Below are 26,051 nucleotides of genomic sequence, written 5' to 3' on the forward strand. Positions count from 1 at the left end.
CCTGCACCCACAGCCCCCCACACCGTCAGGAATCCTCGCATGCGCCAGAACCCGGAGCGCCGCGCCGCGCTGCTCGACGCCGCCATCGACGTGCTCGCGCGCGAGGGCTCCCGGGGGCTGACGCTGCGGGCGGTGGACGCGGAGGCGGGCGTGCCGACCGGTACGGCCTCGAACTACTTCGCCAACCGGGCGCAGCTGCTCGTGCAGATCCTCCACCGCACCCGGGAGCGGCTGACCCCCGACCCCGCCGACCTGTCAGGCGAGCCGGACACCAAGGAGCTGCTGGTCCGGCTCCTGGAGCGGATGCGGCGCGAGCGCAACGTGCACATCGCGATGCTGGAGCTGCGGCTGGAGGGCATCCGCCGCCCCGAACTCCAGTCGGAGCTGGCCGAGTTCCAGCGCGAGGAACTGGAGGCGAACATCGCCTGGCACCTGGAGACGGGCCTGCCCGGCGACCGGCAGGGCGTGGTCCTGCTCTACCTGGCGATGCTCGGCCTGATCGTGGACGACCTGACGGCCCCGGCCATGCTGGACGCCTACCCGCCCGAACACCTCATCGACACCATGGTCGAACGCCTGCTCCCGCGCACCGGGCGGCCGTGAGGCCTCCCGCGGGCCGTCCGGCCCCCGCCTGCCTGCCCGGCCGCTAGTGCTGCGACCGGAAAGGCTCACCGCACTAGCCCGCCAGGTCGCGGATGACCCGGCGGGCCAGCACGGCCCGGGCCGGGGCGAGTTCGGCCGCGACCGCCTTCGCGCGGCTGTCCCCGTAGCGGACCAGGCCTGGTGCGGAGTCCGCCGGGCCGGCCGACCCGGCGGAGCCGGGCGCCGCCGCGCACCGCCGCCTCAGGTGCGTCGGCGGGTGCGTGCTGTCCACGCTGTGCGCGCGCCGCGCCGAGACCCGGCGCAGCCGCTCGTACTCGTGCTCCGGCACCTCGCCGAAGTGCGCGGCCAGCCGCTCCCACAGCCCGTCCTCCGCCCGGTCGCGGGCCGCGCGGCCGCCCGCGCCGCCCTGCATCTGCGCCGCCACCGACTCCCGCCGCAGCCGGTCGTGGACCGCGGGGGCGAGCAGGATGCGGTCCAGCAACCCCGCGGCCGCCTGCGCGGAGCCGGCGCGGACCGCGCTCGCGTCGGCCAGGTACTCGGCCCGCTGCGAGGCGCGCAGCGTCAGGTGGTCCAGGACCACGAGCAGCCCGAAGGCGGTCCACCGGGGCAGGAACGTCACCGCGTTGACGAAATGGTCCAGCAGTCCGGTCGGCGGCGTCGGCGCCAGCACGGAGAACCAGGTGGCCAGGGCCCGCACCGCGCCGTCGGTGACGACGCCGCGCCGGGTGTCGCCGTTCGTGAAGTGCCCCAGCTCGTGCCCCAGCAGGGCGATCCGCTCCTGCGGAGGGAGGATCTCCCACAGCCCCAGGCCGAGGAGGAGCATCCGCCGCGCCCGCAGGCCGTACGCGGTCACCGCCGCGTTCGCCTCGGCGGTGACCACCACCGCGTGCACCCCGGACGTGCCGACCGCGCCGGCGACCTCGTCGATCAGCTCGAAGAGCCGGGGCGCGTCCGCCCGGTACAGCACCGGCGCGTCCTTCGGCAGTCGCGGCCGCCGCGGGCGCAGCAGCCAGGCGAGCCCCAGCAGCAGCGCGCCCAACGCCGGTTGGACGCCGGTGCTCCAGCCCAGCACGATCAGCAGGATCCCCGCCGCCACGAGAAGCACCGTCACCCCGTGCACCAGCAGCGAGACCCCGAACGCCAGCAGCGTCGCCGCATCCCGCCCCGCGGGCCGGGCCGCGGCGGAGCCCTGCTCCATCTCGGCGGCGAGCTGCTCCCCGTACGCACGGCCGATCCGCCGCCGCACCGCGGCGATCCGGCCCGGGGCCGGATCCGGTGCACCGGGATCCACGTTCCAGTCGCACGCGGCACACCAGTCGGTGTACCGCTCGTCGACCGGGACCGGCTCGCCGCACTCCGGACACGACCGCACCGCGCGCTGTGCCGTGCCCTGCGCCATGTCGGCTTCGCACTCCATGAATGGTCCTCCCCGCCGCGGACCGCCGAGATCCGCGGTCCGGGCAGGATAGGGGGCCGGTCCGGCGCCCGGGTCGGCGGGTGATCAACATTCGTGATCAAAAGTCGACGGGTTCCGGCCACTGAGCCGTGCGGTTCTGTGCATGTTCCCGCGGAAAATGCCAGAAGGCCCTTCCGGAGTGCTGAACTTGAGTAGGTTCCCTCCTGTCGCGCCGTAGACCGTGCACCTCGCACGTCCGGCCGGGAGGGGAGCCCGCGTGCCCGGGATCGACGAATGCCTGCTCGAAGCCATGGCCCTGCCCGGGGCGCGCGGAGCCGCGCTGGTCGACTGGAGCAGCGGACTGGCCCTCGGCACCGCCGGGGACTCGCCGGTCGGGGACCACGAGACCACCGCCGCCGAGACCGCGGAGCTCGCCAGGGCCGCCGCCGAGTACGAGTCCTTCGCCCAGCCGACCGCCGAGCTGCCCGCGGACGACCCGGGCGGCCCGCCGGTGGAGGACGTGATCGTCACCACCCGGACCGGCTACCACGTCCTGCGCTTCGTCGAGACCAGCTTCGACAGCAGCGTCTTCCTCCACCTCTGGCTCGACCGCACCGACGGCAACCTCGCCCTCGCCCGCCACCGACTCCGCGCCCTCGCCGAGGGGCTGGTACTCAGATGAACACCACCGCCGCCGCTGCCGCTGTCTCGCCCCTGCTGACCCGGCTCGCCGCCGAGCGAGCCACCGGAGCCCTGCTGCGCGACCGCGGCACCCTCTTCCTCGAGGACGGCCGCATCGTCCACGCCGAGAGCCCCGCCACCCCCGGCCTCGACGTCCTGCTCACCACCGGCGGCGGCCTCGCCCCCGAGCGTTGGCGCGAGGCCGTGGACCGGGCCGGGGCCCGCCGCCAGGTCGCGCGCTTCCTTGTGGACAGCGGGGGCCTGGCCGGCGGCGAACTGGAGATCTGCCACCTCGCCGCCATCTTCGACGCCGCCTTCTTCGCCCTCTCCCCGGGCAGCGGCCCCTCCCGCTTCCGCCGCGGCGCCACCCACTGGATCGGCTCCGTGCGCTCGGTCCCGGCCGCCGCCGTCGAGCGCGAGACCGCGCGCCGCCGGGAGCTGCTCGACGCCGTCTGGCCCTACCCGCAGCTGGACACGGTCCCCGTGGTGCCCCGCGCGGCAGCCCCCGGCCAGACCGTCACCGCCCGCCAGCGGATGCTGCTGGCCCACGCCGACGGCCTGCGGACCCCCGCGGACCTGGCCTGGCTGCTGGGCCGGCCCGCCTTCCACACCCTGCTCGACGTCCGGCGCCTGGCCGCGGCCGGGCTGGTCGAGACTCCGCACGCGCCCGTACCGGCGCACGCGGTCACCCCCCTGCCCGACTGGATGACCGAGACCCAATCCCCGGACGTGGCGCTGCTCCGCCGGTTACGCGACGCACTGGAGGCAAGCCTGTGAGGCTCCCGCTGCGACCGGCACTGCGCTCCGAGCGCGCCGACCGCTCCGAGCGGAGGCAGCCCGAAAGGAGAAAAGCCGACATGATCACGGCGATGGTGCCCGCCGAGGCCGAAGCCGAGATACTCGCCGAGCTCCGCCGGCTGCGGGCTCGAGTCCCCCAGCTCAGCGGCGCGCTGGCCGGCAGCTCCGACGGCCTGGTCCTGGCCCAGGACAGCGCCGCCACCGAGGTCGAGGCCGTCGCGGCCCTGACCGCGGCCGCCCTCGGGGTGGCGCAGCGGCTGAGCGACAGTACCGGCCAGGGCGGGTTCCGCGAACTGCTCGTCCGGGGCGAGCACGGCTACGTGGCCACGTACGCCGCGGGCGACGCCGCCGTCCTCACGCTCATCGCGGAACCCCGCGTCAACGTGGGCCGGCTCCACCTGGAGGCCCGCCGCTCCAGCCTGCGCATAGCCGAACTCATCGACCACACCCTCGGGCGCCGCGGCCCCGGTCCCGCCGTCCCGCAGGCCTGAGCCCCCCCACACCGCTCCACCACTCCATCCCACGGACAAACCCGTACAGACCCGTACAGACCGGCAAAAGCCTGTACAAACCCGTATAGAAAAGAGGAACCGTCATGGCCAGTGTGGAAACCGCCCTCAAGGAAGCGACCACCGTCATCGACGGCGCCCTGGGTGCCGCCCTCGTCGACTACGACAGCGGCATGGCCCTCGGCACCATCGGCGGCGGCAAGGACCTCGACCTCTCCGTGGCCGCGGCCGGCAACACGGACGTGGTCCGCGCCAAGGTCCGCACCATGGAGATGCTCGGCCTGAAGGACGAGATCGAGGACATCCTGATCACCCTCGGCGGCCAGTACCACCTGATCCGGCTGCTGAAGGGCCGGGGGAGCAAGGGGTTCTTCCTCTACCTCGCGCTGGACCGCGGCCGGGCCAACCTGGCCATGGCCCGGCACCAGCTCAAGAAGATCGAGAACGAGCTCGAAGTGTGATCGAACGTTCGGTCGGTCATCGACGCCGAGGTGGCGGGCGGCTTAAATCTTTGCCGTCCGTCCCGGCCGACCGCCGCATATGTCCAGGATGGGGGGACTTTATCATCCCGTAACCGAGTAGGATGCTCTCACCTACTGATCATCCAAAGAGTTTGCACGCTGGAGAACCCGCACCCCATGCCCCCGCGCCTGAGCATCGTCGTCCCCGTCTACAACGTCGAGCTCTATCTCGACGAGTGCCTGGAGTCCATTGCCGCCCAGACGTTCGCCGACTTCGAGTGCATCCTGGTCGACGACGGTTCCACGGACAACAGCGCCGCCATCGCCAAGGCCTTCGCCGCGCGCGACAAGCGGTTCCGGGTGGTCATGCAGGAGAACGCCGGCCTCGGCGCCGCCCGCAACGTCGGCGCCCGCCACCTCTCCGAAGGCACCGAGTACCTGGCGTTCGTCGACAGCGACGACACCATGCCCGACTACGCCTACGAGCGCCTGATCGCCGCCCTCGACGAGACCGGCTCCGACTTCGCGGGCGGCAACGTCCAGCGCTTCCGCTCCGTCGGCATGCAGCAGTCCTGGGGCCACCGCGCCGCCTTCGCCAAGACGCAGCTGAAGACCCACATCTCGAAGTTCCCCGCGCTGGTCACCGACCGCACCGCCTGGAACAAGGTCTACCGCCGCAGCTTCTGGGACGAGCACGGCTTCCAGTACCCCGAGGGCATCCTCTACGAGGACGCCCCCGTCAGCATCCCGGCGCACTACTTCGCCTCCAGCGTCGACATCCTCAGCGAGTGCGTCTACCACTGGCGCGTCCGCGAGACCGGCGAGCGCTCGATCACCCAGCGCTCCACCGACCCGGTCTCCGTCATCGACCGCGTCACCTCCATCCGCCTGGTCCGCGAGGCGCTCAAGGGCAAGCAGGGCGCCAAGTACGTCCGCTACCTGCGCGACTACGACCACAACGTGCTGAGCGAGGAGCTCCCGCTCATCTACAAGTACGTCGAGGAAGGCGGCCCCGAGTTCCGCGCCGCGTTCGTCAAGGAGGTCGGCGGCCTGATCCGTGAGATCGGCACCGAGCCCTGGTCCGGCCTGACCGTCGCCGACCGCCTCAAGGCGTTCCTCGCGAGCGAGGGCCGCGTCGAGGAGTTCATCGCGCTCAACAACCACCAGCGCGACTACTCCTACAGCGTCCCGGTCAAGGGACTGGCCCGCCCGCAGGCGGACTACCCCTTCCTGCACGGCCGCCCGCCGGTCCCCGCCAAGCTCCTCACCCTCGGCAACCGCGAGCGCCGCGTCGTCAGCCGCCTCGAGCAGGCGGTCTGGAGCGACGGCAAGCTGCTGCTGCGCGGCTACGCCATCCCCGGCCACCTCGGCGCGGAGAGCCGTCTCGCCTCCCGCAAGATGCTGATCTTCCGCGAGGGCGGCAAGCGCCGCCGCACGGTCGTCAGCACCCGTACGGTCGCCTCGCCGACGGCCACCGCGAACGTCGCGCACCTGGCCCTGCGCCACGCCGACTGGGCCGGCTTCACCGCCGTCGTCGACCCCACCGTCTTCCAGTCCGGCGGCACCTGGCGCGACGGCATATGGACCACCTCGGTCGCCGTCACCGGCGCCGGCGGCCTGCACCGCGCCCGCCTCAAGGGCGGCGAGTCCGACAGCGGCCAGAACCCGCCGGCCCACTGGGTCGCCCCCGACGTCCGCATCCTGCCGAACGCCCAGGGCGCCCTCACCATCCAGGTCGAGGTCGTCCGCGCCCGCGCCCTGGACGCCCGCCCGGCCGGCGACGACGCCGTCGAGATCAGCGGCGAGCTCGCCGCAGCCCTCGGCGTCGGCGCCACCCTGCGCCTGGAGCACGTCTCCACCGGCACCGTGCTCACCCTCCCCGTCGAGACCGCCGCCGGCGGCGCCGACCGGATCCCCTTCACCGCCCGCGTGCCGCTCGCCGACCTGGCCGCCGTGCCCGACGCCGAGATCGCGCCCGGCGCCTGGGCCCCCGAGCCGTGGAGCGTCAGCGTCACCGCCGCCGACGGCACCGAGCACCGCCTGGCCTACGACGAGCGCGGCGGCTTCACCGGCCTGGTCGTGCCGCTGCCGGGCGACACCCCCGGCCGCACCGTCTACGTCAAGCGGGGCAACACCGGTCACCTGACCCTGTCCGTGCAGCCCTCGCCGCCGCTGGTCGACTCCGTCACGGCGCAGGACGGCACCGTGACCCTGCGCGGCCGCTTCAGCGCCCCCACCGACGAGCCGTACGAGCTGGTCTTCCACGACGCCAACGGCGTGGAGTTCAGCTACCCCGTCACCCGGGACGGCGACGGCTTCGAGGCCTCCTTCGAGCCCGTGTGGCCCGAGTCCTACGCCGGCCGCACCGCCATCCCGAGCGGCCGCTGGTGGCCCACCCTGCGCCCCGTCTCCCAGTCCGGCACCACCGCCGGCCTGCTCGGGGTCGAGCGCGGCGCCCCCGTCCAGTTCGCCCCCGGCGCCCTGCACGCCGGTCCCGCCGCCCTCACCGTGCTCGGCCGCCGGATGCGGGTCGAGGCCCGCTTCTACGACCGCATGGCGCTCGTCGCGGACTCGATGGTCAGCCTCCACGACCGCTCCCGGTACGCCCAGCGCGTCCTGCGCTTCGAGACGTACCCGGCGCGCCGTGCCCTGCCGGTCAAGGACATCGCCGTCTACGACGTGCACCAGGGCCAGGGCGGCGGCGACTCGCCGCGCGCCATCCACGAGGAGCTGGTGCGCCGCGGCGAGAAGCTCGACCACGTCTGGCTCGTCCGCGACGGCCGCACCGAGGTTCCCTCGACGGCCCGCGCCGTGCAGTACGACAGCGCCGAGTGCTGGGACGTCCTGGCCCGCGCCCGCTACTACGTCGTGAACGACAGCGTGCCGCGGCACTTCCTGCGCCGCTCCGGCCAGGTCGTCGTCCAGACCTGGCACGGTACGCCGATCAAGGAGATCGGCCACGACTTCATCCACGACTACTACACGAGCCCGGACGTCCTCGACGGGCTGGAGCACGACAGCGCCCAGTGGACGCTGCTGGCCTCCCCGAGCTCGTACGCCACCCCGATCCTCAAGCGCGCCCTCGGCTACAGCGGCGAGGTCATCGAGTCCGGCGCCCCGCGGGCCGACGCCCTCGTGCGGCCCGACGCCAAGCGGATCGCCGAGGTCAAGCGGCGGCTCGGCCTGCCCGAGGACAAGAAGGTCGTCCTGTACATGCCGACCTGGCGGGAGAACCGCGAGGGCTGGTCCGGCGGCTACAAGCTCGACCTGCAGATCGACCTGGACGCCGCCCGCCGCGAGCTCGGCGAGGACCACGTGCTGCTCGTCCGCGGCCACCACAAGGTGACCGAGCAGGTCCGCGACGGCGTCCGCGACGGCTTCGTCGTCGACGTGTCCCGCTGGCCCGACCCGACGGACCTGCTGCTCGTCGCCGACGTGCTGATCTCGGACTACTCGGCCGTGATGTTCGACTTCGCGCTCACCGACCGGCCGATCCTGCTCTTCACGTACGACCTGAAGCACTACCGGACCACGCTGCGCGCCCTCAACATCGACCTGGAGGAGAAGGCGCCCGGCCCGCTGCTGGCGGACTCGGCGAGCCTGATCGAGGCCGTCCGCAACGCCGACGCGCTCGGGGAGCAGTACAAGGACGCGCGGGCCGCGTTCCGTGCCGAGTTCTGCGACCTGGACGACGGCCGCGCCGCCGAGCGCGTCGTCGACCGGATGCTGGAGCAGGGTGCCAAGCCGAAGGCGTAAGCCAAAGGCGTAAGCCATCGGAGTGCATTCCAGGCGCACCTGAGACCGGCCCCGGGCCCACCGATGAATTTCGGGCCCGGGGCCGGTCTGTAGTGGAAAGCGATGCGGCCACCCGCCGGGGCCGCGCGCGAGCCACCCGCCTGGAGGGCAGTCATGAGCAGCACCGGTTTCACCACGTGCCTGTGGTTCGACGGCGTCGCGGAGGACGCCGCCGCGTACTACGTGTCCGTGTTCAAGGACGGCCGGATCGGCCGGACCGCCCGCTACACCGAGGCGGGGCCCGGCCCGGCCGGCGAGGTGATGGTCGTCGAGTTCGAGATCAACGGGCAGAAGTTCGTCGGCCTCAACGGCGGCCCCCAGTTCACCTTCAACGAGTCGATCTCCTTCCAGATCCACTGCGAGGACGAGGCCGAGGCCGACTACTACTACGACGCATTGACCAAGGACGGCGGCGAGGAGTCCGCCTGCGGCTGGGTGAAGGACAGGTTCGGGGTGTCCTGGCAGGTCGTCCCGCCCGGCGCGATCGACCTGGTCACCGACCCCGACCCCGGGCGGGCCGCCCGGGCCACCGCGGCGATGATGAAGATGAAGAAGCTGGACGTGGCCGAGATGCGCCGGGCCGCCGACGCGACGGCCTGACCGGCCGAGCGGTCCGCCCGGCCGGTCAGGCGGAGGGCCCGTCAGACGGAGGGCCGGTCAGGCGGACGGCCCGGCTCCGGGCACCCGGGCTCCCGGCTCAGTCGGCGATCCGGGCCAGCAGCTTCGGCAGCGCCGTGCCGATCGGCTCGCGGATCACCTCTTCGGCGAGGGCGTCGTACGGGGTCTCCTCCGCGTTCACGATGATCAGCCGGGCCCCCGCTTCGGCCGCCATCCCGGCCAGCGCGGCGGCGGGCTGCACCTGCAGCGTCGATCCGACGGCGATGAAGACGTGGCAGCCCTTGGCGATGGCCACGGCCTGGGCCAGCACCTCGGGGTCGAGGTGCTGGCCGAACATCACGGTCGCCGACTTCAGGATCCCGCCGCAGGACAGGCAGGCGGGATCCGGCTCCCCGGCCGCGATCCGGTCCAGGGCCTCGTCCATGTCCGTCCGCGCCCCGCACGCCGTGCACACCACGGCCCGCGCGGTGCCGTGCAGCTCCAGAACCTTGCGCTCGGGCACCCCGGCGAGCTGGTGCAGCCCGTCCACGTTCTGCGTGATCACCCGCACCGGAACCCCGCTGCGCTCCAGCTCGGCCACGGCCAGATGCGCGGCATTCGGCCGCGCCCGAAGCGCCCCGAGCTCGGCACGCATCCGCCAGGAGCGGCGCCGGATCTCCGGATCGGCCATGTAGTACTCGTACGTGACGAGCTTCTCGGCGTCGGGCTCCCGGCGCCACAGCCCCTGCGGCCCCCGGTAGTCCGGAATCCCGGAGTCGGTGGACATCCCGGCCCCACTGAACACTGCGACAAGCGGCTTACCCATGCCCCGACCCTACGGAGCGCCGGCGGGGGACCGCGACCGGATTTGCGGCGCCCGCGGGCGGGGGCGGAGAGTCGTTCCTGCGGTGAATCCCGCCCTCCACAGGAGTGAGATCCGGCCCCCACCCCTGTCCGCGACCCCGCCCGGCGGTTACACATCCCGCATGGACATCACGCCGTACCGCCTCGGCGCCGTGCTGCTGACCCTGCTCGTGCTGCCGGCTCCGACCACCGCACTCGCCGATCCGGCCCCGGTGCCCGCCCGTCACCGGCACAGCGCCGCCGAGATCAGCGACTTCCTCACCTCCTTCTACGGCCACCACGGCCCCTCCGAGCGCGACCGCGAGCAGAAGGTGTCGCAGCAGCTCAAGGACAGGCAGGGGCAGAGCCGGTACATGGACGTGCTGCTCTGCGTCCGCAGCGAGTCGCGGGACGGCGCCCGCAGCGAGCCGCAGGACATCGTCATCGGCCCGGTGACGGTGGCCCAGTCCGCCAAGGTGGGCTGGGCCACCGTCACCACCCACTGGAGCCCGGAGGAGACGGACACCTTCACGGTCTACGTCCGCCTCGACTCCCGCCCGATCAAGATCGACGACGTGATCTGCGCCGGCTGAGACCAGGAGCGGAGGATCCCCCGACTCGGCTGCCCGCGCGCCCGTGTCGGGGCTTCACCGGTGCGTTACCAGGGCGCCTGCGGTTCCCCCGGCACGTCTGGTACAACACGGGACATGACGGGATTCGAGATCGGCGGTGCGAGCGCCGCGGACATGGAACTGATCCGCACCTGGGCCGACGAGGAGGGCTGGAACCCGGGCGACTCCGACCGGTTCGCGTTCGCGGTCGCCGATCCGGCCGGCTTCCTCGTCGGCCGGATCGACGGCGAGCCGGTGGCCTGCATCTCCGCCGTCCGGTACGGCTCCGGCTTCGGGTTCATCGGCTTCTACATCGCCCGCCCCGCCTTCCGCGGCCAGGGGTACGGGATCCAGCTCTGGCACGCGGGGATGAAGCGCCTCGACGGGCGGCTGGTCGGCCTCGACGGCGTCGTCGACCAGCAGGACAACTACCGCAAGTCGGGGTTCCGTTCGGCGTGGAACAACGTCCGCCACGAGGGCCGCCCGCGGCGCGGAGGCGGGGTGGAGGACGGCGGGGTGGAGGTGGTGGATGCCGCCACACTGCCCTTCGCGCTGCTGGCCGCGTACGACCGCCGGTTCTTCCCCGAGGCCCGCGACGCCTTCCTGTCGGCCTGGACCGCCCTGCCCGGCCGTACCGCGCTCGCTGCCGTGCGCGACGGGCGGATCGAGGGGCTCGGGGTGGTTCGGCCGTGCAGCGGGGCGTCCCGGATCGGCCCCCTGTACGCGGACGGCCCGCAGATCGCCGCCGCCCTGCTGCACCGGCTCGCCGAGCACACCCCGGACGGCGTGGTCGCGGTGGACGTGCCCGACGCCAATCCGGTGGCCACCGCCCTGCTGTCCGACCTGGGGCTGGTCCCGACCTTCGAGGCGGCCCGCATGTACACCGGCCCGGCGCCGCAGGTGGAGCTGTCCGGGCTGTACGGGGTCACCAGTCTCGAACTGGGCTGACGGGCGCGGCCGATGGCGCCCGGGGTCCGGACGGCGGTCGCACGGCGCCGCCCGGTCCCCCCGGCCCCCGGCCCTCCAGCCCGGTCAGAACCGGAAGAGGGCGCCGCTCGCGTGCCGCAGGCCGCACGGGTTGGCGAAGGTGTAGGAGTAGCTGAGGCGGCGGCCCTGCCAGACGCCGTCGGCGGTCACCGTCATCGGGTTCCACTCCCGGGTGCAGTCGACGCCCGGCCCGGGTTCGGCGCTCGCGTCCAGCCGCGTCGCGTGCGCCCGCAGGTCGGCGCAGGCCGCCGCCGGGGACGGGTGCGTGCCGCCCGGAGCGGGCGCACAGACCAGGGTGACCGCGCGCAGCACCCGGTCCTGCGCGGGGTTCTCCCCGGCGGTGATGCTCAGGACGATCGCGGAGGGCGCGTACAGGCTTTCCGTGCCGGTCGGCGCGGCGTCGGCGGCTCCCGGCCAGGCCAGCGCGCTGAGCGCGGTGAGCGTCATGGCGGCGGAACCGAGACCGAGACTCCGTGCGATGGACCGCATTTCGAACTCCCTTGGGTGGTTGCTTCGGATAGCGGACAGGAGTCTTGCCGAACGAAGCCGTGAACGCCCGTTCGGACCATGGTTTTCCGTCACCGTTCGTGAGCGGATGTATGCAGTCCGCAGTGGGGTGGGTGCAGCTGACCTGTGCCGGAGCGCTGCCGCGAATCGGCCGAACACGCGCGCTGAAACCTTTGCGCGGCGGCGCAGGGGGCCGGCCGCCGGCCGCTGACGGGCTCCTACTGGGTGGCGTGGGCGTGCGGGGCGTACAGGTCGAGCAGCCGGGTGCGGGTCTGCTGCAGACGCAGCGCGAGGACGCGCCCGACCCAGTGCCCGATGGCCGAGCCGAAGGCCGGGTCGGCGTCCATCAGCATCCGTACGGCGCTCGCATCGAACTCGTAGCTGCGCACCGGGGTCATGGCCTCCGCGCTCAGCTGCCACACGTACGGCGGGAACAGCCAGGACCAGCCCACCAGCTCACCCGTGCCGAGGTTCTCGACGGGAGCCGGCAGCCGCCGGCCCGGCACCGGGAGCTGGAGGGTCACCGTCCCGGAGCGGACGATCCAGAAGGACTCCGCCGGGGAGCCCTCGTCGAAGATGCGGGCCCCCTCGGGGAAGTTGACCTCGCGGGCCCGGTCCATCAGCCGGGCGCGGTGCTCCGCGGACAGGACGGCGGCGATGCGGACGGGGGAAGGTGTGCTCACGACGGCCTCCGATCACGGCCCCCCGCTACCCCCAGTGTGGCCGACCCGGCGCCGATCCGGGCGGGGCCGCGCGCGCCGGCCCGGCCGCGTCGGCAACCACCGCCGGTCAGTCCTCGGCATTGGCCTCCAGGCAGGCCAGCTCCATCGCGTCGAGGACCGCCTCGTGGCTGCGCCGGGTCAGCTCGGCCACGTTCTCGATCTGGGCCGTGGCCCAGGCGGCCAGCGTCATCACCAGCACCCGCAGTCCGTCCGTGCCGTGCTCGGCCAGGATCGCGTCGGCGACGAGCATCGCGTCCTCGGGCACCCGCTCCGGCGGCTCCAGGCCGGCGAGGCCCCGCAGCATGACGAGGGTGCGGCGGGAGATCTCCGGCGTCATCCTCGCCAGCCGCAGGTCTTCTTCTTCGTCCATCCGCCCCGCCCTTTCGATCCCTCGCCCGTCCCCTGAGGGCACGGTAGAGGCCGGCGGACCCGCGCGGGGCCGTTTCGCCGCGCCGGCTCCGCGCAAAGCGACCGTACCGGTGGGTTCCCTGTCGGCCGACCGGCCGGTAACTTGGCGCGGCAGTCGCCCGGGACGGGCGGCCCGACCCGGCGGGAGACCGATGAAGAGCCTCGTGCACGCGGCGGTGTCGGCCGCCCTCGTGCTGCTGGCGGGCGCCCTGCCGGCGGCAGCGGCGCAGCCGACCGTGCAGCCGACCGCCCCGGCCGCCGCCTCCGGGGCCCGGGCCGCAGTCTCCGGCGCCCCCGCCGCCGCGGTGGAGAGCTGGACCCCGCCGCTGTCCACCCGGGGCCGCTGGATCGTCGACGCGAACGGCAACCGGTTCCGCCTGCGCTCCGGCAACTGGGACGGCGCCCAGGGCTCCTGGACCGGCTCCGGCGACCGCACCGACCCGGCCGCCCACCATGCCGGCCAGGACTCCCACGGCATCCCGCTCGGCCTGGACCGGGTGGCGCTGCCCACCCTCCTCGCCGACTTCCGGGCCCTCGGCCTCAACAGCATCCGGCTGCCCTTCTCCAACGAGATGCTCCGCAGCGCCGCCCCCGTCCCGGACGCGGCCGTCGCCGCCAACCCGCAGCTGCGCGGCAGGACCCCGCTCCAGGTCTACGACGCGGTCGTCGCCGCGCTCACCGAGGGCGGCTTCGCCGTCATCCTCAACAACCACACCGTCACCACCCGCTGGTGCTGCGGGCTCGACGGCAACGAACGGTGGAACAGCGGCCGCTCCACCGCCCAATGGGCCGACGACTGGGTGTTCCTGGCCCGCCGCTACCGCGGCAACCCGCGCGTGGTCGGCGCCGACCTGTACAACGAGGTCCGCCGCGACACCTTCGACGACCCCAACTGGGGCCTCGGGGACGCACACGACTGGCAGGCCGCCGCCCAGGAGGCCGCCGACCGCATCCTCACCGAGGCCAACCCGGACCTGCTGATCGTCGTCGAGGGCATCAACTGGACCGGCATCCCGGCGGACGGCCTCCCGCACGGCCGCCCCGTCCTCACCCCGGTCCGCACCCTCTCCCACACCCTCGTGGTCTCGCACAAGCTCGTCTACTCGGCCCACTTCTACGGGTACACCGGCCCCCGGCACAGCGGCGCCACCGGCATCGGCGAGACCCACGACCCGCGCTACCAGGACCTGACGCGCGCCGAGCTCGAGCAGGTCCTGTACGACCAGGCCCTCTTCGTCGCGGCCGAGCCGGGTACGCACTTCACCGCGCCCGTCTGGGTCAGCGAGTTCGGCATCGGCGCGGACGAGGGAGCCGCCCCTCCGCGGGCCTGGTTCGAGAACACCACCGCCCTCCTGGCCGCCGCCGACGCCGACTTCGCGTACTGGCCGCTCGTCGGCTGGAGCACCACCGCCCAGGGCGCCCCCGGCGGCGACACCTGGGCCCTGCTCCGCTACGACGCCGCCGGGCGCCGCTCCGGCGTACTCGACGCGGCCGACTGGCGCACCCCGCAGTGGACCGGCCTCGCCGCAGCCGCCGGGCGCACCGGGCCCGTGCCCGCCACCCCGTCCTCGTACCAGCTGAGCACCGACCACCGCGACCACAACGCCTCGCTGCTCACCCGGGCCGGCGGCGACTGGGACGGCGGCGCCCGCAAGGCGGTCTGCCCCGACGGCGCCCGCCTGGCCGGCCTCTCGCACACCGGCGGCCGCGGCCTGTGCACCGACGCGGACCTGCGTGCCGCGGCCGGCGGCCCCACCGTGGTCCGCGACGAGGCGTACGTCCCGCCCGGCGGCGACTGGGCCACCGGGTACACCAAGCTCCAGTGCCCACACGGCCAGTTTTTGATCGGCTACAGCCTGCGCGGCGAGCGGGTCTCGGCGGCCCTGTGCGCCCCGGCCCGTACGGCCCTGCCCGCGGCCGGAGGCCGGACCGTCTGGTTCGACCGCGGGGACGACCGCCCGCAGGGCGCCACCGGCGGCGACTTCGCGTACGGCCACTACAAGGGCCAGTGCACGGCGGCCGAGTACGCGGCGGGCATCGCCTTCACCACCCGCTTCGCCACCCGCCCGTCCCCGGCAGCCCTCCTGTGCCGGCCCCTGCCCGCCGAGTGAGCCGCGGGCCCCTGAGTGCGCGGCGGATTTCGCATCCAATAGGCCAAGTGCGGTGAACGGGTGCGTGAATCGGCCTAGGGTGCCCCTACGCAGGGCCGGGGGCGGCGTACGCCCGGTTCCGGCCACCGGTGCACCGCGCACACTGGGGGGTTCATGCGCAGATCCACGGGGGCCGCGGCCACGCTCGCCCTGACCTCGTCCCTGGCCCTGGCCGCGGTCGGCGCGGGGCTCGGCCTCGGGCTCGCAGGGCCGGCGGCGGCCGTCACGCCGCCGGTGGCCTTCACCGCCGACCCGCTGGCGACCTGGCAGCCCAACGGGGTCGTCTGGGCGCTGGCCGAGGCGGGCGGCACCGTCTTCGCCGGCGGCACCTTCTCCTCCGTGCGGCCCCCCGAGGGCTCCGGCGGCGCCGAGCGGACCGCCGTGAACTTCGCCGCGCTGGACGCCGCGACCGGCGCCCCGACCACCTGCACGCTCTCCTTCACCGTCGGCAGCGGCACCGCCACCGTCCGGGCCCTCGCCGTCTCGCCCGACAAGAAGACCCTCTACGCGGGCGGCTACTTCGGCGCGGTCAACGGCACCCCGGTCTCCAGCCTCGCCGCCGTCGACGTCGCGACCTGCACCGTGAAGCCGTCCTTCCGGCCGGCGTTCGCCGCCACCGTCCGGGCCCTGGCCGTCACCGGCGACACCGTCTACGCGGGCGGCGACTTCCTGACCGTCGCCGGCCAGCCCCGCGGGCGCTTCGCCGCCGTCGCCGCGTCCGACGGCGCCCTGAAGCCCTTCCGGGCCGACGCCGACGAGCCCGGCCGCGCCGTCGAGCTCACCCCCGACGGCACCCACCTCGCCCTCGGCGGCGATTTCTTCACCGTCAACGGCACCGACACCCACGCCCTGGCCGTGGTCGACGCCGCCACCGGCGCGGTCGCCAAGGCCTACCCGGGCTTCATCCAGACCAGCTCCGTCGTGAAGGACCTCGCAGCCGACGCGAACGGCATCTACACCGCCAACGAGGGCACCGGCGGCGGCGTCTTCGACGGCCGGATCGCCCTGCACCCCACCGACTTCACCCAGCGCTGGCGCGACACCTGCCTCGGCGCCACCCAGGCCGTCCTGCCGTACCACGACGTGCTCTACAGCGCCTCGCACGCCCACGACTGCTCCAGCGTCGGCGAGTTCCCCGACGGCCAGCGCCACCACCTGCTCGCCCAGCCGACCTCCGGCACCGGCAAGCTCGGCTGGGCCCCCGACACGAACGACGGCATCGGCGAGGGCATCGGCCCGCGCGTGATGACGGTCGGCTCCGGCGGCGGCGTGCCGTACCTGTGGGTCGGCGGAGAGTTCACCACCGTCAACGGCGCCGCGCAGCAGAGCCTGACCCGCTTCGCGTCCACCGGTGACACCGGCGCGCCCACCGCCCCGCTCGCGAGCGCGGCGAGCTTCCGGCCCGGCGAGGTCCAGGTCCGCTGGCGCACCGGCCTCGACCTGGACGACAGCACGCTGACCTACCGCGTCTACCGGGGCGGCGCGGCCGCGCCCGTGGCCACGGTCACCGCCGACTCGCTGTTCTTCCGGCGCCCGCAGGCCTCCTGGACCGACACCGCCGTCACGGCCGGCCAGACGTACACGTACCGGGTGACCGCGACCGACGCGGCCGGCAACACCAGCGCCCCCTCGGCGCCCGTGAGCGTCACCGTCCCGAGCACGGCCGAGGCCTACGCCGGCCAGGTCCGCGCCGACGGCGCCCAGCTGTACTGGCGCTACGACGACACCGTCCTGCCGTACGCCGCCGACTCCTCGGCCGGCGGCAACCAGAACGGCGTCCACCTGAACGCCCCGGCCCTGCGCCAGACGCCCGCCGCGGTCACCGGGCCGGGCACGGCCATCGGCTTCAACGGCACCGACACCCAGGTGTACGGGGACCGGCGCCAGACGGTCGGGAGCAGCTACTCCCTCGAGACCTGGTTCAGGACCGACACCACCCGCGGCGGCAAGCTCTTCGGCTTCGGCAGCAACCAGTCCCGCGGCAGCAACCAGTACGACAAGCACCTCTACATGACCAACGACGGGCGGCTGGTCTTCGGCGTCTACACCGGCGCCACCCGCACCGTCACCACCGCCTCCAGGTACAACGACAACAGGTGGCACCACGTCGTCGCCACCCAGGGCCCGGGCGGCATGGCCCTGTACGTCGACGGCGTCCGCAAGGGCACCCTCGACGTCACCGCGCACGAGAACTACTCCGGCTACTGGCACGCGGGCGGCGACAGCCTCGGCGGCTGGCCGGACCGCCCGACCAGCGAGTACTGGGCGGGCCGGCTCGACGAGACCGCCGTCTACCCCACCGCCTTGAGCGCGGCGCAGGTCCAGCACCACTACGCCCTCGCCACCGCCCCCGCCGACTCGGTCGTCCGGGTCACGGCCGCCGAGGACACCTACGCCAACGCGGGCGCCCCCGCCGGCAACTTCGGCGCCTCGGGCTCCCTCGCCGTGCGCGGCACCCCGCTGTACACGAGCTACCTGCGCTTCGACCTGCCCGCCGCGCCCGCGGGCACCGTACTGAAGTCGGCCGCGCTCAGCGTGAAGACCAGCACCATGAGCGGCGCCGGCACGGCCGACACGGTCTCGGTCGTCCCCGTCACCGGTGCCTGGACGGAAGGGGCCGTCACCTACGACAACCGGCCGGCGCTCGGCCCTTCCGCGATCGGCAGCTACCCGGGCGTCCCGGAGGGCTCGGCGGTCCACACCACCGCGCTGTCCACGCCCGCCGTCGCGGCCGCCCTCGGCACCGGCTACGGGCTCGCCCTCACCGGGAGCGGGACGGACGCCCTGTGGCTGTGGTCCTCCGAGGCGCAGGCGAACGAGGGCACGCCGCAGCTCACCCTCACCTTCGGCCCGCCGTAGCCGGCCCCGTAGCCGCTCCGGGGCCGGGAGCAGTCCGCCGCCGGCGGTCCGCCGTCACGGCAGCGCGTACGTCAGGACGTAGGCGACGGACGTGTCACCGTGGCGGTACTCGAAGCCGCCGGAGCCGGAGAGCCCGGCCAGCTCGCCCGTCCCCGAGCCGGGGACGACCTCGAAGGTGCACCGGGTGCCCCCGGCGTCGAACGTGCCACGCTGCTCCAGCGCGAACGAGCCCGTACGGCCGTCGACGGCACCCGACAGCAGCTCCACACCGGTGTACGAGCCGACGCTCTCCCCGGTGTAGGTGATGGTGTAGGCGCAGGAGGTCGAGGGGGCCTCGATCCCGCCGGTGAAGGAGTTCACCACCGTGGAGCGGGCGAGCCGCGGGGTGGAGTCGGCCGGGCCGACCGGCTGCTCCTCCCAGTCGGCGAACGTGAAACGGCCCGTGGTGCTGATGGACACGGCAAAGCCTCCCGAGGGCAGGGCCCGGCGGCGGGCCTGTCCCGCCCCGGTACGGGGACCAGCCTGTCCGGGGTACCTGACACCTGCTGTCAGGTACCCCGGACGGGGCGGGAACAATGGCCGGCATGCGTGCCGACCGCCTCCTCTCCCTGCTCCTGCTGCTGCAGAACCGCGGCCGGATGACCGCACCGGAGCTCGCCGCCGAGCTGGAGGTCTCCGTCCGCACCGTCTACCGCGACATCGAGGCCCTCGGCGCCTCCGGCATCCCGGTCCACGCCGACCGCGGACCGGCGGGCGGCTACCGGCTGATGGACGGCTACCGCACCCGCCTCACCGGCCTCACCGACACCCAGGCCGACTCCCTCTTCCTCGCCGGTACGCCGGGCCCCGCACGCGATCTCGGCCTCGGCGCCGACCTCGCCGCCGCCCAGCTCAAGCTCCAGGCCGCGCTGCCCGCCGCACTCGCCGACCGGGCCCGGCGGCTCCAGGGCCGCTTCCACCTCGACGCCACGGCCTGGTTCCGGGACGCCGACCCCGTCCCGCACCTCGCACAGATCGCCCAGGCCGTCTGGGACCAGCGCGTCCTCGTCGCCGCCTACCGCCGCTGGAACGGCGAGGAGCGCACCGGGCGCACCCTGCACCCGCTCGGGCTGGTCCTCAAGGGAGGCATCTGGTACCTGGTGGCCCGGCCCGCGGACGCGCCGGGCGGGACGTCCGCCGGCGAGCCCGCCGGGGTGTCCCCGGGCGCGCCTGCCGGCGGGTCCGGAGGGACTCCCGTACGGACCTACCGCGTCTCCCGGTTCCTGGCCGTGGACACCGCGCCCGAGACCTTCGTACGCCCCCACGGGTTCGCACTCGCCGCCTACTGGGAGCAGTCCGCCCGGCGGCTGGACGACGCCCTGCACCACCAGACCGCCGTCGTACGCCTCTCCGCGCGCGGCCTGCGGCTCCTGCCGATGCAGTTCGGCGCGGCCGGGAGCCGCGCCCTCGCCGAGGCCGGCCCCGCCGACGCCGACGGCTGGACCGCGGTCCGCCTGCCCGTGGAGGTGCAGTCCGTGGCCGTCGGCGACCTGCTGCGCCTCGGCACCGAGGCCGAGGTGCTCTCCCCGCCCGAGTTGCGCCGGGCCCTCGCCGAGACGGTCGCGCTTCTCGCAGAGCGATACGGGGGAACCGCTCGGTAGCGTCCCGACTACCCTGGCGCCATGACGATGCAGAAGACCGTTCATGTGAGTGTTGAGGCGATGCTCGAGGACCTCAGGACACTCGTGGAAGTCGAGTCTCCGTCGCGTGACCTCGACGCGCTGACGGCATCGGCCAAAGTGGTGGCCGGGGTGCTCGAGAGCCGGCTCGGCGGGCAGGCCGTCCTCATCGACAGCGAGGCCGGGCCGCACGTCCACTGGTCGGGCGGGGGCGACCCCAAGGTGCTGATCCTCGGTCACCACGACACGGTCTTCCCGCTCGGCACCCTCGAACGCCGCCCGTTCGCGGTCGAGAACGGGCATGCGACCGGCCCCGGCGTCTTCGACATGCTCGGCGGACTGGTCCAGGCCGTCCACGGCGTGGCCGCCCTGGAGGACCGGTCGGGCGTGGAGATCCTGGTGACCGCCGACGAGGAGGTCGGCTCCCACTCCTCCCGCGCCCTCATCGAGGAGCGGGCCCTCGCGTGCGGCGCCGTCCTGGTCTTCGAGGGCGCCGCCGACGGCGGTGCGCTGAAGACCGGCCGCAAGGGCTGCGGGACCTTCCAGGTCTCCATCACCGGCCTGGCCTCGCACGCGGGCCTGGAGCCCGCGGCCGGGATCAACGCACTGATCGAGGCGGCGCACCAGGTCCTGGACATCGCGGCGCTCGGCAGGCCCGAGATCGGCACGACCGTCACCCCCACCGTCGCGTCGGCCGGCACCCTGGACAACGTGGTCCCCGCGGAGGCGGTCGTCGTCGTGGACGTCCGGGTCGAGACGGACGAGGAGAAGGACCGCATCGAAGCCGCGTTCGCAGCCCTGGCCCCGCATCTGGAGGGCGCGAAGATCGAGGTCCACGGAGCCGTCGGCCGGCCCCCGATGCCCGAGTCGGCATCGGCCGAGCTGTTCGCGGTGGCGAAGCAGTTGCTGCCCGGCCTGGAGGGCATGGCCGTCGGCGGCGGCAGCGACGGCAACTTCACGGCCGCACTGGGCGTGCCCACGCTGGACGGCCTCGGCGCGGTCGGCGGCGGCGCCCACGCCGACCACGAGTACGTGGTCGTCGACACCATGGCGGAGCGCGCCGCCCTGGTGGCCGGCCTGGTGACCGCCATCCGCGGGTAGCCGGCCGGTGGCGGGTCAGCGCGGCGGTTCCACCTCCAGGAAGCGGCGCCGGCGCGGGCCCCGGTAGAGGAGGCAGACCCAGCCCAGCGCCTCCAGCGCGGCCGCGCAGGCCGCCAGGCGGTCCTGCTCCTCCCGGGCCGCGCCGCTGCCGGGCGGGCCGAGCCAGGCCACCTCGGCCCGGCGGGCCGCCGGCTCCGGTCCGGCCGAGACCCGGTAGCCGGTCCGGGTGGGCCGGCCCTCCTCGTCCACCGCCGACGGGGGCAGGCCCGCGGCCTCCAGGGCCAGGGCCACCGCCCGCGGCAGCTGGCGCAGCTCCCACGGCGCCGGAACCCCCTCGCCCACCCCGCCGTTCACCAGGCGGCGGATCTGCAGCAGCCCCTCGAACGCCGTGCGCACCTCCTTCGCCCGCTCCGCCGTGGCGGGCACGGCCGGGCCGTCGCCGGTCGCGGGCTCGAAGCCCCCTCGGGGCGCGGTCATCGGCCACCGCCTTCCTCGGCTCCACAGGGGACTTGAGTACGTTACGGCCAACGGCCTGAGTATCCGCCCCCATTCCCGGTCGGGCCCCCGCTGCTCGAATGGGGCCATGACCTCCGACGCCCCGCACGGCCCGCACCGCCGCCGCCCCCTGCACGACCGCCCGCGCATCCAGCACGTGGCCACCGCCGGCTCGGCCCTGGCCGTGGCACTGCTCCCGATCGTGGTCGGCGTCCTGGTCGCCAAGGGCATGGCCACCGACCCGCACGCCCCGGTGAACGCCTTCATCACGGGCGGAGGACAGCGGGCGGGCCTGCCGCGGGCCGAGTGGCGGCGCCGCGGCCACACCACCCTGCGGCGGCTGCGCACGGTCCGGCGCAGCACCGTACGGCGCTGCGCCGCGGTCCGCGGACGGCGCCCCGGCACCTCCTGACCCCGGTCAGCGGCCGTACTGGCGCACGCACAGGTCCACGATCGACGGCGGCACGGAGCCCTCGGCGGCGGAGCACAGCTCGTCCATGCGGGGCTCGGGCGCCTGGACCGGGGGCTGCCGGTGCTTGCTGCGGGGCGGCGAGGACTGGGGCGCGTGGGCCCGCCGGGGCGGGGCGGCCGGTTTCACGGTCCGCGCGGCGGGCGGCCCGGCCGCCTCGGCCGGCGCGTCCTGCGACGGCGGCGCGGCCAGCGGACTCCGCGGCTGCCGCTGCAGCTGCGGCCGGGGTGGGGACGGCGGGGGAGACGGCGAGGGCGAGGGCCGGGGCGCAGGCGCCGACGGGTCCTGCGGGTCCGGCGGCTCCGCCGAGGGGGTGGCCGCCGGGGCCGGCCAGGGCGACGGCCCGCGGGAGGCGACGGTCGCCCCGGCGGGCGGCAGGGGCGGTGTCCCGGACGTGCGCGCCGGAGCAGGAGCCGGAGCCGGGTCCGGGTCGACGGAGACACAGCCGGTGCTCGCGAGCAGCGCGACGAGGGACAGGGGCAGGGCCCGGCGTAGCTGCATCCGTCCACGATGCCCGACCGCCGGGCCGCGGGAGCCCATGCGCTCACGCGTCCGGGTGACGGGGCGTCCGGTCCCGCCCGAACGGCGAAGCCATTGCTCCGGACGGGAATCTCCGTAGGCTGCCGGGGAACGGGAACGGCAGTGCGGTTCCGGGGGAGGCGCGACCCCCGGCACACCGCACTGCCCGCCCTCCTGCCCGCCCAGCCACGGAGCCCCGCCCATGCCCCGACCCGCCGCGCCCGACGACCCGATGCCCACCCCCGCCCCGACCACCCCCGCCCCGGTCTCCTCCTCCGGTGCAGCGTCCGCCGCCGGCCCCATACCCTCCGTTCCCGTCTCGGCGCCCGACCGCGCGGGCCGGCGGGCCTGGGGTGCGGTGCTCGCCGTGGCCCTGGGGATCTTCTGCCTCATCACCTCCGAGCTGCTGCCCGTCGGACTGCTCACCCCCGTCGGGGACGCGTTCGGCGTGTCCGACGGGACCGCCGGGCTCATGGTCACGGTGCCCGGGCTCGTCGCCGGCTGCTGCGCGCCGCTCGTCACCGTCGGCGCCGGCCGTCGGGACCGGCGGCTCGTGCTGTGCGGGCTCATCGCCCTGACGGCCGCCGCCAACCTCGTCGCCGCCCTCGCCCCGCACTTCGCCGTGGTGCTCGCCGCCCGCCTCCTCGTCGGGATCAGCGTGGGCGGCTTCTGGGCCCTGGCCGGCGGGATCGCGGTACGGCTCGTCCCCGAGCGGCACGTCGGCCGGGCCACCGCCCTCGTCTTCGGCGGCGTCCCCACCGCGTCCGTCCTCGGGGTCCCGGCCGGCACCCTGCTCGGGGGGCTCGACGGGCTCGGCGGCTGGCGCGCCGCTTTCGGCGCGGTCGGCGTCCTCGGCCTCGTCGCGCTGACCGCCCTGCTCCTGCTGCTGCCCCCGCTGCCGCCGTCCCGGGACGTCGCCTTCCGCGAACTGCCCGCCCTGCTGCGCGGCAACCGCGCCGTCCGCGCCGGAGTGGCCGTCACCTTCCTCGTCGTGACCGGGCAGTTCTCCGCCTACACGTTCGTCCGGCCCGTCCTCCAGGACGTCTCCGGCATCGACGCCGCCTACGTGAGCACCCTGCTCCTCGGCTACGGGGCGGCCGGCGTCGCCGGGAACTTCCTCGCCGGGCCGCGCGACGCCTACCGGACCCTGCTCGCCGTCAGCGCCGTGCTCACCGTGGTCCTCGCGCTGATCGCCACCCTGCAGGGCGCGGTCGCCGGGACCGTACTGCTGCTCGCCTGGGGCCTGGTGTACGGCGGCGTCTCCGTCAGCCTCCAGCGCTGGATGCTCAAAGCCGCACCGGCGGCCTCCGAGGCCGCGACCTCGCTGATGGTGGCCATGTTCAACCTGGCCATCGCGGCGGGCGCCCTGGCCGGGGGCGTCGCCGTCGACCGCATCGGTGCCGCGGCCGCCCCGCTCACCGGTGCGGCCCTGATGCTGCTGGGCGCCGTCACCGTCGCGCTCACCGTCACCGTACGGGCCGGGGTGCCCGGGGCGTCCGGGGCGGAGGCGGCCACCTCCCGCGCGGACGGCTAGTGCTGTGGCCGGAAAGGTTTGCCGGGTCGCGGCGTCCGGTGCGGTGCATCGCAAGGCGGAGGGCCTCGGCTCGTACTGGACGTACTTGCGAGGGCCGACAACGCGGCGAGGTGCCGTGCCTGGGGCACCTCCCAGCGGTAGCCGGGGGAGCGTCGTGACCCGGTGAACCTTTCCGGTCACAGCACCAGGGCGGCCGACACCCCGGACGGATCGGGCACTTCGGACAGCAGGCTTGACCCGGACCGTGCCGGGCGGCAAGAGTGCGCCGGTCGGACCCCGCCGAGGGCCCGACCGGCCGGGCGGGGGCCGGCACCGCACCGCCGCGCCGGCCCCTTGCCCCCTCCCGGGAGAGCACCGTGTCCCACCACCCCGACGAGAGCGGACCCGACCCCGTCGAGCCCCCGCTCGTACGCCCGTACCTCGCGCCCACGGCCGCGCCGACGGAGGCGACCGCCCCGTCGGAGGCGGCCGCGCCGCTCTGGCCGCAGGACGGGCCGTTCGACCGGGAACCCGGCCAGGCGGAGCCCGCTGCCCCTGTCCCCGCCGCTGACCCCGTGCCCGGCTCCGCTCCCGCTCCGGCGCGGGACGGCCGCCGCAGCCACGCCCGCGGCCGGGAGCGGTCCGGCCTGCTCCCGTGGGCGGCCCTCGTCCTGGTCCTCCTCGGCGCGGCCGGCGGGCTGGTGTTCCTGCTGGGCGGGCCCGAACCGGAGCCCGAAGCCCCGGCGGGGCGGCCCGACCTGTCCATCCCGCAGCTCCCGGCCCGCAGCATCGACGCCGAGCCCTCGACGCAGGCGCCCGTACGCAAGTCCGCGCCGGCGTCGCCGAGCACCTCTCCGAGCCCGTCCGCGAAGCCGACGCCGCAGACCAGTGCTCCGGCCCCCGCCCAGGCGGCCGCCAAGTCCGGGACGCTGCGCATGGGCGACCGCGGGGCCGAGGTGAGCGCCCTCCAGCAGCGGCTGTACGGGCAGGGGTTCACGTACGTCTCGGTCACCGGCGTCTATGACGGCCAGACCAAGCGCGGCGTGGCGCAGCTCCAGCGGGACCGGGACATCAAGGGCGACCCGACGGGCGTCTACGGCCCGGCCACGCGGGCCGCGTTCGGCATCTGAGGCACCGCCGGCGAACGGCGTCGCACGGCCGAGGGAGGCAGGCTAGCAGCCGGAAAACGGCTGGACCAGCGCAAATGCCCGGCCGGAGAGTGGGCGCCGAGCGGCATTGACGATCGCCGCAGTCCGAGGAGGCGCCGCATGTCCACCCTGAAGGTCACCGTCGAGGAACTGACCGTCCACGAGCACCCGAACGCCGACGCGCTGGAGCTGGCCCAGGTGGGCCTCTACCGCGCCGTCGTCGCCAAGGGCGCGTACCGCAGCGGGGAGTTCGCGCTCTACATACCCGAGCAGTCCGTCCTGCCCGCCGCGCTGATCGAGGAACTCGGCCTGACCGGACGCCTGGCCGGCAGCTCCGCCGACCGGGTCAAGGCGGTCCGGCTGCGCGGCGAGCTCTCGCAGGGCCTGGTGTGCCGGCCGAGCGCCCTCGCGGACGTGGACCTGACGCAGGCGGCCCGGGAGGGAACGGACTTCGCGGAGCTCCTCGGCATCACCAAGTGGGCCCCGCCCGTACCCACCACCATGAGCGGTGAGGTGGAGGCCGCCCCCGACCTGCTGCCGTGGGTCGACATCGAGAACCTCCAGCGCTATCCCGGCATCTTCGAGGCCGGCGAAGAGGTGGTCCTCACGGAGAAGCTCCACGGCACCGCCTGCCTGATGACGTACTGCGCGCAGGACGGCCGGGTCCTGGTCTCCTCCAAGGGCTTCGGCTCCAAGGGCCTGGCCCTGAAGGAGGACGAGCGGAACCTGTACTGGCGGGCCGTCCGGGGCCACGGCGTGGCCGAGGTCGCCGCCGAGCTGGCCGACCGGCTGGGCGCGAGCCGGATCGGCGTGTTCGGCGAGGTGTACGGGGCCGGCGTACAGGACCTGGCGTACGGGACCGATGCGCGGGCCGCGGGGGAGGCGCCGGGCTACGCCGTGTTCGACGTGTCCGCCGAGATCGACGGGCAGGTGCGCTGGCTGGACCCGGCCGCTCTGTTCGCGGCCGGCGAGCTGCCGCTCGTACCGCGGCTCTTCGAGGGCCCGTACGACCTCGATGCCGTGCTGGAGCTGGCGAGCGGCCGGGAGACGGTCTCCGGGCGGGCGGTGCACCTGCGCGAGGGCGTCGTGATCCGCCCGGCGGCGGAGCGCTACAGCCCGGTGGTCGGCGGCCGGGCCATCGCCAAGGCGGTCAGCCCGGCGTACCTGACGCGCAAGGGCGGCACGGAGTACGAGTGACGGCCGCGCCCGGCCGGGCCGCGT

General features: G+C 74.7%; 25 protein-coding genes. 17 read left to right on the forward strand and 8 right to left on the reverse strand.

Features of this window, described 5'->3' with window-relative positions:
• Positions 1-39 precede the first annotated feature (39 nt).
• Complete coding sequence (locus ABZ924_RS21110; protein ID WP_361911767.1) at positions 40-603, forward strand: TetR family transcriptional regulator; 564 nt, start codon at positions 40-42, stop codon at positions 601-603.
• A gap of 73 nt (positions 604-676) precedes the next feature.
• Here ABZ924_RS21110 and ABZ924_RS21115 read toward each other — a convergent pair whose 3' ends face one another.
• A complete protein-coding gene (locus tag ABZ924_RS21115; protein WP_361911769.1) occupies positions 677-2,020 on the reverse strand; it encodes a M48 family metallopeptidase in 1,344 nt (447 codons plus the stop codon).
• A 256-nt stretch (positions 2,021-2,276) separates the two neighbouring features.
• Between ABZ924_RS21115 and ABZ924_RS21120 the strand changes: the two genes are divergently transcribed.
• The 6 genes from ABZ924_RS21120 to ABZ924_RS21145 all read left to right on the forward strand — a co-directional run bounded on the left by ABZ924_RS21120 (position 2,277) and on the right by ABZ924_RS21145 (position 8,843).
• Complete coding sequence (locus ABZ924_RS21120; protein WP_361911772.1) at positions 2,277-2,681, forward strand: hypothetical protein; 405 nt, start codon at positions 2,277-2,279, stop codon at positions 2,679-2,681.
• Positions 2,678-3,457, forward strand: coding sequence for a transcriptional regulator (locus ABZ924_RS21125; RefSeq protein WP_361911774.1), 780 nt, complete (start codon positions 2,678-2,680; stop codon positions 3,455-3,457). Before ABZ924_RS21120 ends, ABZ924_RS21125 begins: the two co-directional genes overlap by 4 nt.
• Before the next feature lie 92 nt (positions 3,458-3,549).
• Entirely contained in the window at positions 3,550-3,969 is a 420-nt protein-coding gene (locus ABZ924_RS21130) for a roadblock/LC7 domain-containing protein (RefSeq protein ID WP_361911859.1), read from the forward strand.
• 104 nt (positions 3,970-4,073) lie between these two features.
• The gene (locus ABZ924_RS21135) at positions 4,074-4,448 is read left to right on the forward strand and encodes a hypothetical protein (protein WP_361911777.1); all 375 of its coding nucleotides are present in this window, start codon (positions 4,074-4,076) and stop codon (positions 4,446-4,448) included.
• Between the two features lie 177 nt (positions 4,449-4,625).
• Positions 4,626-8,204, forward strand: a complete 3,579-nt coding sequence (locus ABZ924_RS21140) for a bifunctional glycosyltransferase family 2 protein/CDP-glycerol:glycerophosphate glycerophosphotransferase (RefSeq protein WP_361911780.1) — start codon at positions 4,626-4,628, stop codon at positions 8,202-8,204.
• A gap of 153 nt (positions 8,205-8,357) precedes the next feature.
• Entirely contained in the window at positions 8,358-8,843 is a 486-nt protein-coding gene (locus tag ABZ924_RS21145) for a VOC family protein (RefSeq protein WP_361911783.1), read from the forward strand.
• Between the two features lie 97 nt (positions 8,844-8,940).
• On the opposite strand, the gene ABZ924_RS21150 is transcribed toward ABZ924_RS21145, so the two are convergent.
• Positions 8,941-9,666, reverse strand: a complete 726-nt coding sequence (locus ABZ924_RS21150) for a Sir2 family NAD-dependent protein deacetylase (RefSeq protein WP_361911786.1) — start codon at positions 9,664-9,666, stop codon at positions 8,941-8,943.
• Positions 9,667-9,826: 160 nt separating this feature from the next.
• Here ABZ924_RS21150 and ABZ924_RS21155 point away from each other — a divergent pair, with 160 nt between their 5' ends.
• Both ABZ924_RS21155 and ABZ924_RS21160 read left to right on the forward strand, forming a co-directional pair.
• A complete protein-coding gene (locus tag ABZ924_RS21155; protein WP_361911789.1) occupies positions 9,827-10,276 on the forward strand; it encodes a hypothetical protein in 450 nt (149 codons plus the stop codon).
• 114 nt (positions 10,277-10,390) lie between these two features.
• Complete coding sequence (locus tag ABZ924_RS21160) at positions 10,391-11,242, forward strand: GNAT family N-acetyltransferase (protein WP_361911792.1); 852 nt, start codon at positions 10,391-10,393, stop codon at positions 11,240-11,242.
• 84 nt (positions 11,243-11,326) lie between these two features.
• Here the strand turns inward: ABZ924_RS21160 and ABZ924_RS21165 are convergent, their stop codons facing one another.
• The 3 genes from ABZ924_RS21165 to ABZ924_RS21175 form a co-directional block, all read right to left on the reverse strand.
• Positions 11,327-11,770, reverse strand: a complete 444-nt coding sequence (locus ABZ924_RS21165; protein ID WP_361911795.1) for an SSI family serine proteinase inhibitor — start codon at positions 11,768-11,770, stop codon at positions 11,327-11,329.
• Between the two features lie 236 nt (positions 11,771-12,006).
• The gene (locus tag ABZ924_RS21170) at positions 12,007-12,471 is read right to left on the reverse strand and encodes a cyclic nucleotide-binding domain-containing protein (RefSeq protein ID WP_361911798.1); all 465 of its coding nucleotides are present in this window, start codon (positions 12,469-12,471) and stop codon (positions 12,007-12,009) included.
• Positions 12,472-12,577: 106 nt separating this feature from the next.
• Complete coding sequence (locus ABZ924_RS21175; RefSeq protein ID WP_361911801.1) at positions 12,578-12,880, reverse strand: hypothetical protein; 303 nt, start codon at positions 12,878-12,880, stop codon at positions 12,578-12,580.
• Between the two features lie 190 nt (positions 12,881-13,070).
• On the opposite strand from ABZ924_RS21175, the gene ABZ924_RS21180 reads away from it, so the two are divergent.
• Both ABZ924_RS21180 and ABZ924_RS21185 read left to right on the forward strand, forming a co-directional pair.
• On the forward strand, positions 13,071-15,029 hold the full coding sequence (locus ABZ924_RS21180) for a cellulase family glycosylhydrolase (RefSeq protein ID WP_361911804.1): 1,959 nt from the start codon (positions 13,071-13,073) through the stop codon (positions 15,027-15,029).
• A 153-nt stretch (positions 15,030-15,182) separates the two neighbouring features.
• On the forward strand, positions 15,183-17,927 hold the full coding sequence (locus tag ABZ924_RS21185) for a LamG-like jellyroll fold domain-containing protein (RefSeq protein ID WP_361911807.1): 2,745 nt from the start codon (positions 15,183-15,185) through the stop codon (positions 17,925-17,927).
• A gap of 54 nt (positions 17,928-17,981) precedes the next feature.
• Here the strand turns inward: ABZ924_RS21185 and ABZ924_RS21190 are convergent, their stop codons facing one another.
• Positions 17,982-18,386, reverse strand: a complete 405-nt coding sequence (locus tag ABZ924_RS21190; protein ID WP_361911810.1) for a DUF3224 domain-containing protein — start codon at positions 18,384-18,386, stop codon at positions 17,982-17,984.
• Positions 18,387-18,511: 125 nt separating this feature from the next.
• On the opposite strand from ABZ924_RS21190, the gene ABZ924_RS21195 reads away from it, so the two are divergent.
• Positions 18,512-19,567: a transcriptional regulator gene (locus ABZ924_RS21195; RefSeq protein WP_361911813.1), complete on the forward strand. Its 1,056-nt coding sequence runs from the start codon at positions 18,512-18,514 to the stop codon at positions 19,565-19,567.
• Between the two features lie 21 nt (positions 19,568-19,588).
• Positions 19,589-20,686: a M20 family metallopeptidase gene (locus ABZ924_RS21200; protein WP_361911815.1), complete on the forward strand. Its 1,098-nt coding sequence runs from the start codon at positions 19,589-19,591 to the stop codon at positions 20,684-20,686.
• Positions 20,687-20,701: 15 nt separating this feature from the next.
• Here the strand turns inward: ABZ924_RS21200 and ABZ924_RS21205 are convergent, their stop codons facing one another.
• On the reverse strand, positions 20,702-21,163 hold the full coding sequence (locus ABZ924_RS21205; RefSeq protein ID WP_361911818.1) for a hypothetical protein: 462 nt from the start codon (positions 21,161-21,163) through the stop codon (positions 20,702-20,704).
• A gap of 106 nt (positions 21,164-21,269) precedes the next feature.
• Between ABZ924_RS21205 and ABZ924_RS21210 the strand changes: the two genes are divergently transcribed.
• Positions 21,270-21,593 carry a hypothetical protein gene (locus tag ABZ924_RS21210; protein ID WP_361911820.1) on the forward strand — a complete coding sequence of 108 codons (324 nt, stop codon included), beginning with the start codon at positions 21,270-21,272 and terminating at the stop codon, positions 21,591-21,593.
• A gap of 6 nt (positions 21,594-21,599) precedes the next feature.
• On the opposite strand, the gene ABZ924_RS21215 is transcribed toward ABZ924_RS21210, so the two are convergent.
• Positions 21,600-22,151 (reverse strand): hypothetical protein, encoded by a 552-nt coding sequence (locus ABZ924_RS21215; RefSeq protein WP_361911823.1) that lies wholly within the window; start codon positions 22,149-22,151, stop codon positions 21,600-21,602.
• Positions 22,152-22,371: 220 nt separating this feature from the next.
• Between ABZ924_RS21215 and ABZ924_RS21220 the strand changes: the two genes are divergently transcribed.
• The 3 genes from ABZ924_RS21220 (at position 22,372) to ABZ924_RS21230 (ending at position 26,027) form a co-directional block, all read left to right on the forward strand.
• Positions 22,372-23,703 (forward strand): MFS transporter, encoded by a 1,332-nt coding sequence (locus ABZ924_RS21220; RefSeq protein WP_361911826.1) that lies wholly within the window; start codon positions 22,372-22,374, stop codon positions 23,701-23,703.
• 356 nt (positions 23,704-24,059) lie between these two features.
• Positions 24,060-24,812 (forward strand): peptidoglycan-binding domain-containing protein, encoded by a 753-nt coding sequence (locus ABZ924_RS21225; protein ID WP_361911829.1) that lies wholly within the window; start codon positions 24,060-24,062, stop codon positions 24,810-24,812.
• Between the two features lie 138 nt (positions 24,813-24,950).
• Positions 24,951-26,027, forward strand: a complete 1,077-nt coding sequence (locus ABZ924_RS21230; protein WP_361911832.1) for an RNA ligase (ATP) — start codon at positions 24,951-24,953, stop codon at positions 26,025-26,027.
• Positions 26,028-26,051: the final 24 nt, after the last annotated feature.

The sequence above is a fragment of the Streptomyces sp. NPDC046876 genome, from assembly GCF_040645035.1.
Lineage (GTDB): Bacteria > Actinomycetota > Actinomycetes > Streptomycetales > Streptomycetaceae > Streptomyces.